Genomic DNA, 14962 nt, shown 5'->3' on the forward strand with positions numbered 1-14962 from the left:
GGACCTCAGACTTCTGACTTCATCTTTTTTCCTTCGGGTTGATTACACAGATTAAGTGATTACGGCGATTCGTTTTCCCATTGGGCTTTGCTATGTCGTTTTATCTTCGGACATCGGATCTCGGACTTCCGACTCAAAACCCAATCTAATGCTAACCGCATTCTTATGTGCCTCTAATCCTTCGGCTGCGGCCAGTATTTCAACTGTAGGGCCAATGTTGTTCAAACCGGTAGCTGATAACTGCTGAAAAGTGATTTTTTTCAGAAAAGCATCGGTAGAAACTCCAGAGTAAGCCTTTGCAAAGCCGCTGGTTGGTAAAGTATGATTGGTTCCTGAGGCATAGTCGCCAACACTTTCGGGTGTAAAGTTGCCCAAAAATACCGATCCTGCATTGATAATCAATGGAATAAGCTTTTGATGGCTTTCTGAAGCCAGTATTAAGTGTTCGGGGGCGTATTCATTCGAAAACTGCATCGCCTGTTCTAAATTTTCGGCTAAAACAGCGTAAGAATTGGCAATTGCTTTGGCCGCAATGTCTTTTCTGGGCAATACAGCAAGCTGATTTTCGATCTCTTTTAAGATTTCGGTGATGATTTCCTCCGAAGTAGCCACTAAAATAGCCTGACTATCGGTTCCGTGTTCGGCCTGCGCTAGCAGATCGGCAGCAATAAATGATGGATTTGCGGTTTCATCTGCAATAACCAGAACTTCCGATGGACCCGCAGGCATATCAATGGCCACTTTATTTTGTACCATCGTTTTTGCAGTGGTTACATAACGGTTTCCTGGGCCAAAAATCTTATAAACCTGCGGTACGCTTTCGGTTCCGAAAGCCATTGCAGCAACCGCTTGTGCACCGCCAATAAGGTATACTTTTTCGATGCCCAACAGCACCGCACAATAGGCCAGGTAACAGTTGGTTTTACCATCGCTTTGCGGCGGAGAACAAACTACAATTTCTTTACATCCTGCAATGATTGCAGGGGTTGCCAGCATTAAAAATGTGCTGGGTAAAACAGCGGTTCCACCCGGAATATAAAGCCCAACTTTTTCAATTGCCCTCGATTCGCGCCAGCATACAACGCCTGGCATGGTTTCAATTTTGTCTTCGGTTTTTAACTGCGACTGGTGAAAAGTTTTGATGTTCTGGTAAGCTGTATCGATGGCTTTTTTTGCATCGGCCGGAATGCCAGCTGCAATTGCTTTTAGTTCTCCGGCATCCAAAAAAAGCTTTTCCAGTTCAACTTTATCAAAGGCTTTTGCGAAGTTGAAAAGGGCTTTGTCGCCGTCTTTTTTTACCGTGTTCAAAATGTCGGTAACCCGTTCTTCAATCAGTTTATCGTCTTCAATCTGCCTCGAGCAAAGCTCTTCAATTTTTGATTTAGATAAATCTTTATAATTGTAGATTTTCAATGTTTTATGATTTAAAATTAACTAATAGTTAATATGTTTTTTTAAAGATTATCGAATAATCTTTTCGATAGGCATTACTAAGATACCTTCTGCGCCTGCTGCTTTCAGGCTGTTTATTTTATCCCAGAAATCTTCTTCTGCAATTACCGAATGAACGGCTACCCAGTTCGGTTCGAAGAGCGGAACAACAGTTGGACTTTTAACACCCGGAAGCAGATCTACAACTTTTTGAAGGTTATCTTTCGAAACGTTCAGCACCACATATTTGTTCGATTTTGCACTGAGTACCGAGCGGATGCGTTGCAGCAGTTCGGCAACTTCCGGATTGTCGGCGATCGATTTGTTTCCGATTAAAACAGCTTCCGATTGCATTACATCCGCAAAAGGTTTTAGTCCATTACTCTTTAATGTTCCACCGGTTGATACGATATCAAAAATGGCATCGCTCAATCCTAAACCCGGACCAATTTCTACCGATCCCGAGATGGTTCTGATATCAGATTTGATACCTTTTTCCTGTAAGAATTTTTCGAGGATTACCGGGTAAGAAGTAGCAATGGCTTTGCCGTTTAACTCTTCCAAATCCTGGATGCCGCTGGTGGCCTGAACAGCGATTTTTAAGGTGCATTTTCCGAAGCCCAACTTCTGTAAATAGTCTACTTCAGCCCTGGTTTCCACAATTACATTTTCGCCAACTATACCCAGGTCAGCAATGCCATCCTGTACGTATTCGGGGATATCATCATCACGTAGAAAAAGGATTTCCAGAGGAAAATTAGTAACGGTCGAGATTAGGGAGCTTTTGTAGTTTTCGAAAGATAAACCACAATTTTTAAGTATTTCTACAGATTTTTCGTTTAACCTACCCGATTTTTGGATAGCAATTTTAAGTGTTTTCAATGTATTGAATATAGAGTGAACAGGAAATTATTTTACGGAAAAAAGTCTTGAAGTACAAAACAAACATATCATATCGCCTATCGGCGATGGTGTAAATGTAAGTGATGGTTCAAAGTTAAATTCATAAATTATTTCTGCCAGTATCAATACGTTAGCTGATAAGCGCTGGCAAATATAGTGTTTGAAACCGTAAAACAAAAAATAATGGCACTTAATTTGCCATTATGCTGTTTTTATTGCCAATAACCTTTATTTTGTATTAAAAATTTACCGTTTTGAAAAAGTTTCGCTTTCTAATTTTACCTTTTATTTTGTTCATTTCTGCCTGTGGATGGTTTAAAAGCCCCCCCGAGATCGGAAAAGTATTATCCGAGCATTTTAAGAATAAAATCTATAAAGATTTCGATACTGTAGCTTATGATAGCGTTTTCGTGAAAACAATGGACAGTTTATCGGGTAAATTCGTTAATCCTAAAACCATAAAAGCTTTTTACGCCAATAATTATACCCAGCCTAAACTGGTTACACAATTTTATATTAACGGGGAGCTTGATTCGCTGGTAAGCTATTTGGATCAAAGTAACGTGCATGGTTTAAATCCCAAGATTTTTAAAGGCAACGAGATTAAAGAACTGTTGGCAGAATTAACGGCCAATAAATTTAAGAAGGTTGAAGAGAGTTATCCGGTAATTGCCAAACTCGAACTGTTATCGGCCAATGCCTATTTAAATTATAACAATTATCTTAAATATGGCGTGGTAAATCCGCGTACTATTTTCTCGCGTTATTACATTAAAGTTAGGCGCCCCGATAGTGCCGGAATGCTCCATCTTTTGGATAGCAAAAACCTGTTGGATACGTTAAGATCTGTTCAGCCAAAATCGATTCAGTATAAAGCTTTGCAGGCTGCATATTTAAATACAGATGCGGAAGATGAAAAGCGTATTTTGTTGCTAAATATGGAACGCTTCCGTTGGAAAATGCCAGAGACAGGAGACAACTATGTGCAGGTAAATATTCCCGATTTCAGATTAACCTGGCTGGATAAATTGGATACCGTAATTTCGATGAAAGTTTGCGTAGGTGGTAAGCGCGAAAATGGATACGAAGACAAGATGAAAGCCTTTGCAAAATCGGGTAATTTGGATGACAAACCAAAGAACCACGAGACGCCGTTATTGTTCAGTAAAATCAATTCAATACAGGCCAATCCGATATGGAATATTCCGGTAAGTATTGCACAAAGTGAAATCTATTGGATGGCCCGGAAAGATCCATTTTATTTATCGAACAGTAACATCAAAGTATACTATAAAGATAAGCTGATCGGCGAGCCAGATACTATTAACTGGAACAAATATTCGAGGGATAAATTACCCTTTAAATTTAAGCAGGGATCCGGTGGTGGAAATGCCCTGGGTAAGTTCAAATTTATCTTCGATAACAGCTCTAGTATTTACCTTCATGATACGAATAATAAAAACGGATTTAACCTAAGTAACCGCGCCATCAGTCACGGTTGTGTGCGTATTGAAAAACCTTTGGAATTTGCCGAACTTTTGGTGAAAGATTCTTACACCTACGACAAACTCAGGGCCGAAGTTGATCTGCCTCCGGTTGATAGCACCCATGTAAAATGGTATAAAAAACGTTTGGCCCAAAAGGCCGATACCACCAAGGCTTTCCAGTTAAAGCCAGCCTGGTTTGCACCCAAAAAATCGGTGCCGTTAATCATCACTTATATTACGGCCTGGTCTCAAAATGATAAGATCGAATATCGGCCGGATGTTTACGGAATGGATGATAAACTCTGGGCCGCGATGAAGAAGTTCAGGTAAAATTCTTAAAATCTGCTGTCGGATGTTACCATCTATCAGTGCGGTGAGATGTTACCATCCGACTCTTCCATATCCTTATTATTGCAATTATTATTAAAAAAATAATTTGTTATTTTTTCTGTTCTTTATCACGTTAAACCGTAATATTGATCATCGCTACGCTTAAAATATTTTAAAAATTATTTAATAATGGCTATTAATCTACAAAAAGGGCAAAAAATTGATATCGGATTATCGAAAATTACTTTAGGGCTTGGTTGGGATCCTAATGAGGGCACCGGTTACGATTTCGATCTGGATGCATCTGCATTTATGATCAATCCGAGCAGGTTGATCCCTGAAGAAGAATATTTTGTTTTTTACGGCAATACCGACTCCCCCGATGGGGCTTTGCACCATACCGGTGATGATCCAACGGGAGGAAACAGTGCTGTGGGAGATGATGAAAGTATCCAGGTCGATTTATCAAAAGTTGATCACCAGATCCAGGAAATTTTATTTGTGGTTACCATTCACGAAGCCATTGGCCGCAAACAGAATTTTGGTCAGGTAAGAAACTCCTATATCCGCATTGTAGACGACAGTAACGGTCAGGAGGTTGCCAAATACGAATTGGGTGAGGATTTTTCTATTGAAACTGGTGTAGAATTTGGCAGGCTGTACAAACGCGAGGGAAAATGGAGATTTGAGGCCTCCGGTATCGGTTACCGCGAAGACCTGTCGTTTTTCCTTTCTAAATATTTTAAAGGCCAGATTATTAAATAGCAGTCAGAACCCATTATGGCAATAAATTTGGTTAAAGGTCAAACCATTGATCTCCGTAAAAATGAAAAGGGCGAAACTTTCGATCTATCGAAGGTTACCATGGGTTTGGGATGGGATGTACGTCAGAAAAATAGCAGTTTCCTGAGTAAGTTGTTCGCTCAAAAAGAGGAAGAATTTGATCTGGATGCCATTGCTTTTTTGCTGGGGCCTAATGATAAAATACTCAATGCGGGCCGTACGGTTAACCAGAACGGACGCCAGGTCGGCTTATTCGAAGGCGATGTAGTTTTCTTTAATTCCATGCGGCACCCATCGGGAAATATCTGGTTAACGGGCGATAACCGGACCGGTGCCGGCGATGGTGATGATGAACAGATTATCGTAAAACTCGATGCACTTGATCCCATTTATCAGAAAATAGTTTTTGTGGTATCCATTTATCAGGGCAGGCAGAACAATCAGCATTTCAGCATGGTAGAAAATGCCTTTATCAGGGCCGTTGATGCACATGGAAAAGAAATTACAAGATACAGCCTTTCTGGCGATGCATCGCTAAACGGGATGTGTACCATGGTTTTTGCCGAAGCCTACCGTAAAGATGGTGGTTGGAAATTCAGGGCCATCGGAGAACCGCATCAAACCGATAATTTCGTCGAGATTTTAAAGAAATATATAACCGTATAATATTAAAAAATAAACCACTGTTAGCGCCTAAAAGCTGAACAGCAAATTAACCAGATATGGCAATTAACCTTCAAAAAGGACAAAGGGAAGTAATTAATGCTCCTCAATTTACCATCGGACTTGGATGGGATACCAATAGTGCATCAACGGGCTCGGCTTTTGATTTAGATACTTCTGTTTTTGTATTGGGCGATAATAAAAAATTGCTGTCTGATTCGCATTTCGTTTTTTATAATAATTTAAAAACACCAGATGGTGCTGTGCAGCACTCTGGCGATAACCTCACCGGTGATGGTGCAGGCGATGATGAACAGATTAAAGTAGATCTTTCCAAAATCGGTACAGCAGCTGCCGAAATCTGTGTGGTGGTTACCGTGCACGATGCAGAGAACAGGAGACAGAATTTCGGACAGATCCGCAATTCTTATATCAGGGTGTTGGATGGTGCGAATAATGAGATATTGAAATACGAATTGGAAGAAGATTTTTCTATAGAAACCGCAGTTGAGTTTGGCAGGATTTACAAACGCAATAACGAATGGAAATTTGAAGCTGTGGGGATTGGAATGAAAGATGGACTAGACTTTTTCTTGAATAAATACAATTAAACCGCATTTAATCTGGGTAATTAATTTATTAAAAAGCACCAAACCTATTAGCCGATTCTAAATTGAGAAATTTATTAACTTTGTGTTGTTTTTACACAAATTAAAGAATGATCAATCAAAATATCAAAATCGCTGTTGATGCCATTGTTTTTGGCTACGAAAAAGGAACACTTTATGTACTTGCTGTGCAGCAGCGTTTTGGTAAACTGGCCGATAGGTGGGTGTTGCCCGGCGGCTTTATTCTGGATGACGAGCCTTTATTAACAGCAGTTGAGCGTGAGCTTAAGGAAGAAGCCGGTATTACGGTAAATTACCTCGAGCAACTGGGTACTTTTGGCGATGATGTTAACCGCGATGAAAGGTTCAGGGTAATTTCTGTAGCTTACTTTGCGCTGGTAAACCCTAAAAACTTTGTGCTAAAAGCCGATACCGATGCCAAAGATGCCAAATGGTTTCCGGTTACCGAAGTTCCCCAATTGGGTTACGATCATAATGAAATGGTTAACCTGGCGCATCATCGCTTAAAAAGTAAACTCACTTATCAACCCATTGGTTTCGATCTGCTGGATCAGGAATTTCTCTTCTCCGATCTCGAAAATTTATACTGCTCCATTTTGGAAAGGGATATCGACCGGAGAAATTTCAGAAAAAAGATCCTGAGTTTTGGAATTGTTACAGAAACCGATAAAGTAGTAAAAATTGGGGCTAGTGGTCGTCCAGGAAAGCTTTTTACCTTCGATAAGCCTAAATACAACCAGCTTTTAAAAGAAAATTTTCAGTTTGATATTAGGTTTGCGTAAAATAAACACAAATTATTCTTTGGATTCTAAAAATGATTTTTATATTTGTGTAAATAATACGCAAATATATGTTGAATTTAGATCCGGGTTTCACTCCGCTAGGCGAAAAAAACTCCATTACACATAAATCTTTCCTGTTTGCTGGTGGCGAACCGCACATCAAAATAGTTGATGGTTTTAATACTGCAGAACCTGTAACCATTACGCAAAGGATAAATTCTTTTAACGATTTGGGCTTGATCTGCATTACCGTTGATGCTTTGAAAAGAATGGGCGTAAAAGAAATCAATCTCTTTATTCCATATTTTCCGGCAGCAAGGCAGGATCGGGTGATGGTTCCGGGCGAACCCTTATCCGTAAAAGTTTATGCCGATATTATTAATGCGATGGCTTTGGCAAGTGTTACCGTGTTCGATCCGCATAGCGAAGTAACGCCTGCCCTGCTTAATAACTGTGTTACGGTTTCCAATCACGAATTTATACAAAAGGTTATTGCAAAAATCGGGACAGAAGTAAAACTCATTTCCCCTGATGGCGGTGCTTTAAAGAAAATTTATAAAGTATCGGAATTTTTAGGGGGTGCCGAAGTGGTAGAATGTTCAAAAAGCAGGGATGTAAAAACAGGCAAACTTTCGGGCTTTAAAGTGTATAGCGATGACCTTGCTGGTACCGACTGCCTGATTGTAGATGATATTTGTGATGGCGGCGGTACATTTATTGGTTTGGCAGAGGCACTTAAAGCCAAAAATGCAGGTAAATTGTATCTGGCCATCAGTCATGGCATATTTAGCAAGGGCTTTGATGAGCTTGGTCAATATTTTGAGCAGATTTTTACAACAGATTCCATAAAAGAAGTTGATCATGCTGGCGTAACGCAGCTAAAATTGGCAGATATTTTATAAAAAGAACATGAAAATGATACTTCCTCCACAGGTTATTACGCCATCCAATGTTTCTGTATTCCTTGCCGGAACCATCGATATGGGCAATTCGGTTAATTGGCAGCAAAAATTTATCGATCAGGCAAATATTGAAACAATGTTGGATAATGTAATCGTTTTCAATCCACGCAGGGCATCATGGGATCACAGCTGGACGCAGTCGATCGATAATGTACAGTTTAGCGAGCAGGTTAACTGGGAGCTGGATGCAATGGAAAATGCCGATGTGATTTTGTTGTTCCTTGAAGGTAATTCCAAATCACCCATTTCGATGATGGAGTTGGGTCTGTTTGCCGATTCAGGTAAGTTAATGGTTTGTTGTGGAGATGGATTCTGGAGAAAGGGCAATGTTGATATTGTTTGTAAAAGAAAAGGTATAGAACAATATCATACCCTTGATGAACTTAGCGCTGCTGTGATTAAGAAGCTTAAAAAGCTGGTATCTATTAAATAAATGTGGAAAAGATGAAGACCTCGGTTATACATAGCGTAATATTCGGACTCGTAGTTGGCGATGCTTTGGGGGTGCCTGTTGAATTTAAGAGCAGGGATTTTTTAAAAAGATTTCCCGTAACAGATATGCAGGCCTATGGTGTTCATCATCAACCGCTGGGTACGTGGAGCGATGATAGCTCACTTACCCTTTGCCTGGCAGAAAGTATTTGCAATGGTTACGACTTAAATGATATCTCCCAGAAATTTCTTCAATGGTTTAATGCCCAGATTTGGACACCACACGGAAGAGTTTTCGATATCGGGATTGCAACAACTGCTGCTATTAGAATGATAAAACATGGAGCAGATCCTATTTTATGTGGTGGAGCATCAGAAATGGATAATGGAAACGGATCGTTGATGAGGATTTTGCCCCTGTTGTTTTATTTGCAGGATGAAAACAATCTGAATATTATTTTTCAATGCGTAAAAGAAGTTTCATCAATTACCCACGCACATTTTCGTTCTGTTTTTGCCTGTTTTATCTACATTGTTTATAGTTTGGAGCTATTAAAAGGAATTGATAAAGGCGAAGCATATCTCAATATGCAGTACAGGCTTAAAAACTTTATTGCAGATCATGATTTCGATCCAAAAGAAGTTAACCTGTTTAAAAGGATTTTGGTGGAAGATATTTCAACATTTCCTGAAGATGAGATTTATTCTTCCGGTTATGTATTACATAGTCTTGAGGCAAGCCTGTGGTGCGTGCTCACTACCGGATCTTATGAAGAATCTGTTCTAAAAGCCGTTAACCTTGGTGATGATACCGATACAACAGCAGCAATAACAGGCGGTTTGGCAGGTTTGATTTATGGTTACGGATCTGTTCCCGAAAAATGGCTTAAAGTAATTGTAAAGAAAGTTGAAATTGAAAAGCTATGTGAAAAAATGGATACTGTGTTTATGAAAAAGCAGAAATATAACATTGCAGATATAAAAGAGTACGATGAGTTCTTGTTCTTTTGGGGACATCAGGTACCAAAAAACGGTATGCTTTCTAAAGCTTGTTTAAGCCAGTGGTGGCCATCGCCATTTGTCGGAAATAATATCACCTATCAAACGGCAGAGCATTATATGATGGCACAGAAAGCGCTATTGTTTAATGATCAACAGGTTTTTGAAAAGATATTAACAAAGGAATCTCCAAAAGATGTAAAAGATCTGGGCAGACAGATCAAAAATTTCGATGCAGAAATTTGGGATGCGAACAAATTTGATATTGTAAAACAGGGAAACCTGCTTAAGTTTTCTCAAAATGAAGCATTGAAATCGTTCCTTTTGCAAACAAAAGGTAAAATCCTGGCCGAAGCAAGTCCGGTTGATCCAATTTGGGGAATTGGCTTGGCAGAAGATAATGCTGATGTTTTAATCCCTAAAAATTGGGCAGGATTAAACCTGTTGGGCTTTGTTTTAATGGAAGTAAGGGATGAGATATAAAGAAAGATGTTTAAATGCCTAGAGTCGTCACCCTGAATTTATTTCAGGATCTATATAGCACGACGATAACCCTAAACATAAATAATGATGAAAACAATAACATTGTTCAGGCCAGTTGGATTAAAAGAAATGGAGCTTATTGCCGAAAGTGGTTTTAATGCCTTTCCGCCAAGACTGGCATGGCAGCCGATTTTTTATCCGGTAATGAATCAACAATATGCCGAGCAGATTGCCTTAGAATGGAATACCAACGATGAATTTTCTGGTTTTATCGGTATCGTCACCGCATTTGAAGTGAACGAAGCTTATTTGAAACAGTACGAAATTCAAAACGTTGGCGGTGCAATACATAATGAGCTTTGGATTCCTGCGGAGGAGTTAAACGATTTTAACAATAACATCGCAGGTACAATAGAAATTGTAAATGTTTATTTCACAGGTAAATCTGCAAAAGCAGAAAATCTGTCATTAAATAACAAATTAGAAAAATTCAAAAAATGATTTTAACCGTAATCAAAGCCGATATAACAACAATCAAAGCCGATGCCATTGTTAATGCTGCTAACAGTTCGTTATTAGGTGGCGGTGGGGTTGATGGAGCCATTCACAGAAAAGGAGGCAAGGCAATTTTACAGGCATGTGTAGCCGTCAGAAATAGACAGGGGAAATGCAAAACCGGACATGCTGTAATTACAACAGCAGGCAATTTACCCGCTAAATACGTAATCCATACCGTTGGACCGGTTTGGACCGGAGAAAGCGATAATAACAATGCTTTGCTTGCCGATTGTTACCGTAACAGTTTAACGCTCGCAATAGAAAATGGTGTTAAGGTTATTGCTTTCCCAAACATCAGCACGGGGATTTATCATTTTCCAAAAGATAAAGCAGCGGATATAGCCATTAAAACGGTAAATAATTTCGCTGAAAAAGAACAGATAGAGAAAGTAATCTTCGTTTGTTTCGACGATGAAAATTACCAGATCTATGAAGAAAAACTCAATCTTATTAATAAATGAGATGAATTTATAGCAGTATTATAAAATGAAAATAACAGTAAAAAAATATACAGAACAATTATTAGAATGGCCAAAATCAGGATGCCATATTATGGCCCAGTATGACGACGAAAAAGTAATAGTTTATCAGGTTTATCGGAAAGAAATCGGTGAATTTGCCATAAAAAACCAATATTTTGGAGGTGAATTTAGTTTAAACAGGATGACCTGGATAAAACCCAATTTTTTATGGATGATGTACAGGAGCGGTTGGGGAACAAAAGAAGGTCAGGAAGTTACTTTGGCCATTCACCTTAAAATTGAAGCATTCCGCAACTATTTAGCGCATTCGGTTTATACTTCTTTCGATCAAACCGAAGGCATATCTCACGAAGAATGGAGAAATGAACTCGAAAATTCCAATATCAGGCTGCAATGGGATCCGGATCATGATCCTTATGGCGCTAAGCAGGAAAGAAGGGCAATCCAGATCGGATTAAGGGATAATTTTATCAGATCTTTTGCTAAGGACGATATTTTGTTGATTGAGGATATCAGCTGTTTTGTAAAAGAACAATACGAATTTGTTCAACAGCATCAACTCAAAAATTTAACTGTACCGGCCGAAAAACCTTTCTTGTTTAATGATGAAACACTGAACAAAAAATTGAAAATCATAAACGGATACGCTCATGGACAGTAAAATAACAAAAGGCATCAGCAAATTGCTCAGCTATATTTTGAGGCACTCGCCCGAAACAATAAAGCTGGAGCTGGATGAAAATGGCTGGGCAGATGTGAACGAACTGATAAGCAAATTCGACCTTTATGATCTAACATTAGATTTTGAACAGCTTGAATACATTGTTGAAAATAACGACAAAAAACGCTTTGCCTTTAATGAAGATAAAACCCGGATCAGGGCAAGCCAGGGACATTCTATTCCGGTTGAATTAAACTTGAATGAAGCAGAACCCCTAGCATACCTGTACCACGGCACGGTTGAAAAATTCCTTGCAGACATTAAAACACAGGGACTTCAAAAAATGAGCAGACAGCATGTGCATTTAAGCGCGGATAAAGAAACTGCCAATAAAGTAGGTGGTAGGAGAGGCAAACCGGTCATTCTAACCATTAACAGTGCGGCCATGCATCGGGCGGGCTATAAATTTTACCTATCGGCGAACAACGTGTGGCTTACAGATGTTGTGCCTGCTGAATATATAACATTTTAAACATGGGCAGAACATTGGTAATTGGAGATATACATGGCGGGTTAAAAGGTTTGATCCAGTTATTCGGACGTGCGGGTTTAACTACAGCCGATAAACTGATTTTCCTGGGCGATTATGTTGATGGATGGAGTGAATCGGCACAGGTGATCGATTATCTGATGCAGTTGGAAGAAAGTCATCAATGCATTTTTATCAAGGGCAATCACGATGCCTGGTGTATCGATTGGCTCGAAAAAGGCATTGTAGATGATGTTTGGTTTTTTCACGGCGGTAAATTAACCATCGAGAGTTATAAAGATTTATCTGATACGGCTAAACAGAAACACCTGAATTTCTTTGAACGGATGCAGGATTATTACGTAGATGGGCAGAACAATCTTTTTATCCATGCTGGTTTTTCTTCTATGCACGGGCCGGAGAAAGAACGTTATTCTTCCAATTATTCGTGGGACAGGACACTTTGGGAAATGGCACTCACCATGGATAACCGGATTAAAAAAGATTCGGCCATTTATCCCAAACGTTTATTGCTTTATCACGAAATTTACATCGGCCACACGCCAACGCTCTACTACAATGTTAATGTGCCAATGCAGGGCTGTAATGTCTGGAATATAGATACCGGTGCTGCATTTACCGGAAAATTAAGCTGTTTGGATATCGAAACCAAACAATTTTGGCAGAGCGATACTTTACAAAACCTGTATCCGAACGAAAAAGGAAGAAATAAATAATAGTTAAATACATCAAACCATGAATCCATTATTATTAACAGATGGTTATAAAGTTGACCACCGCAGACAGTATCCCGACAATACCACACTCGTTTATTCTAACTGGACGCCCAGAAAAAGCAGGCTCGAAAATGTAAACCATGTAGTGCTTTTTGGCTTGCAGTACTTTATCAAAAAATACATCATCGAAGATTTTAACCAGAATTTTTTCAAACAGCCAAAAGAGGAAATTTTAAGAAAATATGCCCGCAGGATCAATAATTATCTTGGCGAAAATCTGGTAGGAACACAGCATATTGCCGATCTGCACGATCTGGGTTATATCCCGATGGTTTTTAAATCGCTTCCCGAAGGGGCCGAGGTGCCATTACGTGTACCGATGTTTACCATGTACAATACCAAACCCGAATTTTTCTGGCTGACCAATTATTTCGAAACATTGCTTTCGGCAGTGGTTTGGTTACCATGTAATTCGGCTACCATTGCCAAACAGTACCGTACCATTTTAGATCGGTATGCGGTAGAAACCTCATCCGTACCCGAATTTGTGGATTGGCAGGGCCACGATTTCTCTATGCGTGGCATGGGTGGAATAGAAGCTGCGGTAACTTCGGCGGCAGGCCATTTATTGAGTTTCACCGGAACCGATACCATCCCTGCAATTGATTTTCTGGAAGAATATTACAATGCCGATTCGGATAAAGAACTGATCGGTGGCTCTGTAGCCGCTACAGAGCATTCGGTAATGTGTATGGGAACCAATACCGGCGAACTCGAAACCTTTAAAAGATTAATTCTCGAAGTTTATCCAAAAGGAATAGTATCCATCGTTTCCGATACCTGGGATTTATGGAAAGTGTTAACCGAATACCTGCCTGTTTTAAAAGATGATATCATCGCCAGACCGGGAAAAGTAGTCATCAGGCCCGATTCTGGTGATCCTGTTGATATCATCTGCGGAAACCCGAATGGCAAAAATGAAAATGAGAAAAAAGGAGTGATCGAACTGCTTTGGGATGTGTTTGGTGGAAAAACCAACGATAAAGGTTTTAAAGAACTGGTACCGCAGATAGGGGCCATTTATGGCGATAGCATCACTACCGAAAGGGCTACACAGATCTGCGAACGCTTAAAAGCAAAAGGATTTGCTTCAACCAATGTAGTATTCGGTATCGGCTCATTCACTTACCAGTACAATACACGCGATACCTTTGGTTTTGCCATGAAAGCCACTTATGGTGAGGTAGATGGCGTTGGTCGCGAGATATTTAAAGATCCCATTACCGACGATGGTACCAAAAAATCGGCTAAAGGTTTACTGCAGATTTTTAAAAATGCCAAAGGCGATTACGAACTGAAAGATCAATGCACCTGGGAGGAAGAAGCGCAGGGCGAATTGAAAGAAGTTTTCAGGGATGGCAGGTTATTGATCGATTATTCTCTTGCCGAAATTAGAGAAAGGCTAAAGAATAGTTAACTTCGCCAAGATTTTGAAGCTGTACCATTATTATTGAACTTTCATCCCGAATGAGCTGTCATCCTGAGCTTGTCGAAGGATTTATCGGGAAGTTAAAACGTGAAAGAGTTTAGTTTAATGATACAGCTTCATTTAAATTGATACAACAAAAAATGCAGGAAACACCTACTTTCAATCACGGAGCAGATATCGTCAACATTGCGATAAGATTTATCAATTCGTGGTTTAAGCAATCTAAAATAATTACTGAAGAGCTAAATGATTTTTTTATTCTTCCAGGAAATAAAATTATCGGCAAAGACGTAGTTATTGGTAGGTTGAAAGGTATTTTCGGTCAGTCCGACGAATATGTCGGCGGCCGGTACGATATTATCGATGCCAACTTCGAATTATTGGATGAAGGCAAAGGGATGGCCTTTGTAGAAGGAGTTGCCGGTTTCAGGGCAGTGTTAAAAAATCAATCTAAAATTATAAGCGGACCTTTTAAACTATATTTCGCGCTGCAAAACGGGCAATGGAAAATCGTAAATATCGAATTTCCGGGATTTAGTTATTAGGTAATAATAAAAGTCGTCATCTCGAGCGGAGTGTAACGTAGCCGAGAGATCTATCTAGGCAGATCTCTCCACTCCAC

General features: G+C 39.6%; 17 protein-coding genes. 15 read left to right on the plus strand and 2 right to left on the minus strand.

Translation table 11 applies throughout. The features are described 5' to 3' along the window. Positions 1 to 90 precede the first annotated feature (90 nt). Together hisD and hisG are read right to left on the minus strand one after the other, a co-directional pair. Positions 91 to 1413 (minus strand): histidinol dehydrogenase, encoded by a 1323-nt coding sequence (gene hisD / locus B2V92_RS11290; RefSeq protein WP_293307920.1) that lies wholly within the window; start codon positions 1411 to 1413, stop codon positions 91 to 93. Between the two features lie 48 nt (positions 1414 to 1461). Then, positions 1462 to 2313 (minus strand): ATP phosphoribosyltransferase, encoded by an 852-nt coding sequence (hisG, locus tag B2V92_RS11295; RefSeq protein WP_293307922.1) that lies wholly within the window; start codon positions 2311 to 2313, stop codon positions 1462 to 1464. A 275-nt stretch (positions 2314 to 2588) separates the two neighbouring features. On the opposite strand from hisG, the gene B2V92_RS11300 reads away from it, so the two are divergent. The 15 genes from B2V92_RS11300 to B2V92_RS11370 all read left to right on the plus strand — a co-directional run bounded on the left by B2V92_RS11300 (position 2589) and on the right by B2V92_RS11370 (position 14885). After that, positions 2589 to 4151, plus strand: coding sequence for a L,D-transpeptidase family protein (locus B2V92_RS11300; protein WP_293307924.1), 1563 nt, complete (start codon positions 2589 to 2591; stop codon positions 4149 to 4151). 189 nt (positions 4152 to 4340) lie between these two features. Beyond that, positions 4341 to 4916 carry a TerD family protein gene (locus B2V92_RS11305; protein ID WP_293307926.1) on the plus strand — a complete coding sequence of 192 codons (576 nt, stop codon included), beginning with the start codon at positions 4341 to 4343 and terminating at the stop codon, positions 4914 to 4916. Positions 4917 to 4931: 15 nt separating this feature from the next. After that, a complete protein-coding gene (locus B2V92_RS11310; protein WP_293307928.1) occupies positions 4932 to 5600 on the plus strand; it encodes a TerD family protein in 669 nt (222 codons plus the stop codon). Positions 5601 to 5656: 56 nt separating this feature from the next. Then, positions 5657 to 6208 (plus strand): TerD family protein, encoded by a 552-nt coding sequence (locus B2V92_RS11315; protein ID WP_293307930.1) that lies wholly within the window; start codon positions 5657 to 5659, stop codon positions 6206 to 6208. Between the two features lie 107 nt (positions 6209 to 6315). After that, complete coding sequence (locus B2V92_RS11320) at positions 6316 to 7008, plus strand: NUDIX hydrolase (protein ID WP_293307932.1); 693 nt, start codon at positions 6316 to 6318, stop codon at positions 7006 to 7008. A gap of 68 nt (positions 7009 to 7076) precedes the next feature. Then, positions 7077 to 7910: a ribose-phosphate diphosphokinase gene (prs, locus tag B2V92_RS11325; RefSeq protein WP_293307934.1), complete on the plus strand. Its 834-nt coding sequence runs from the start codon at positions 7077 to 7079 to the stop codon at positions 7908 to 7910. A 7-nt stretch (positions 7911 to 7917) separates the two neighbouring features. After that, on the plus strand, positions 7918 to 8403 hold the full coding sequence (locus tag B2V92_RS11330) for a nucleoside 2-deoxyribosyltransferase domain-containing protein (protein WP_293307936.1): 486 nt from the start codon (positions 7918 to 7920) through the stop codon (positions 8401 to 8403). Between the two features lie 11 nt (positions 8404 to 8414). Beyond that, positions 8415 to 9884 (plus strand): ADP-ribosylglycohydrolase family protein, encoded by a 1470-nt coding sequence (locus B2V92_RS11335; RefSeq protein WP_293307938.1) that lies wholly within the window; start codon positions 8415 to 8417, stop codon positions 9882 to 9884. Positions 9885 to 9968: 84 nt separating this feature from the next. Then, positions 9969 to 10385: a hypothetical protein gene (locus B2V92_RS11340; protein WP_293307940.1), complete on the plus strand. Its 417-nt coding sequence runs from the start codon at positions 9969 to 9971 to the stop codon at positions 10383 to 10385. Then, complete coding sequence (locus B2V92_RS11345; protein ID WP_293307942.1) at positions 10382 to 10903, plus strand: O-acetyl-ADP-ribose deacetylase; 522 nt, start codon at positions 10382 to 10384, stop codon at positions 10901 to 10903. Before B2V92_RS11340 ends, B2V92_RS11345 begins: the two co-directional genes overlap by 4 nt. Positions 10904 to 10928: 25 nt before the next feature. Beyond that, entirely contained in the window at positions 10929 to 11585 is a 657-nt protein-coding gene (locus tag B2V92_RS11350) for a DUF4291 domain-containing protein (RefSeq protein ID WP_293307944.1), read from the plus strand. Further along, positions 11575 to 12117, plus strand: coding sequence for an RNA 2'-phosphotransferase (locus B2V92_RS11355; protein WP_293307946.1), 543 nt, complete (start codon positions 11575 to 11577; stop codon positions 12115 to 12117). Before B2V92_RS11350 ends, B2V92_RS11355 begins: the two co-directional genes overlap by 11 nt. 2 nt (positions 12118 to 12119) lie before the next feature. Continuing rightward, positions 12120 to 12851 (plus strand): metallophosphoesterase family protein, encoded by a 732-nt coding sequence (locus B2V92_RS11360; protein ID WP_293307948.1) that lies wholly within the window; start codon positions 12120 to 12122, stop codon positions 12849 to 12851. A gap of 19 nt (positions 12852 to 12870) precedes the next feature. Continuing rightward, positions 12871 to 14328 carry a nicotinate phosphoribosyltransferase gene (locus B2V92_RS11365; RefSeq protein WP_293307950.1) on the plus strand — a complete coding sequence of 486 codons (1458 nt, stop codon included), beginning with the start codon at positions 12871 to 12873 and terminating at the stop codon, positions 14326 to 14328. A gap of 137 nt (positions 14329 to 14465) precedes the next feature. Then, the gene (locus B2V92_RS11370; protein WP_293307952.1) at positions 14466 to 14885 is read left to right on the plus strand and encodes a hypothetical protein; all 420 of its coding nucleotides are present in this window, start codon (positions 14466 to 14468) and stop codon (positions 14883 to 14885) included. The last annotated feature ends 77 nt before the right edge of the window (positions 14886 to 14962 follow it).

This window comes from Pedobacter sp. UBA5917 (assembly GCF_002432345.1).
Classification (GTDB): Bacteria; Bacteroidota; Bacteroidia; order Sphingobacteriales; family Sphingobacteriaceae; genus Pedobacter.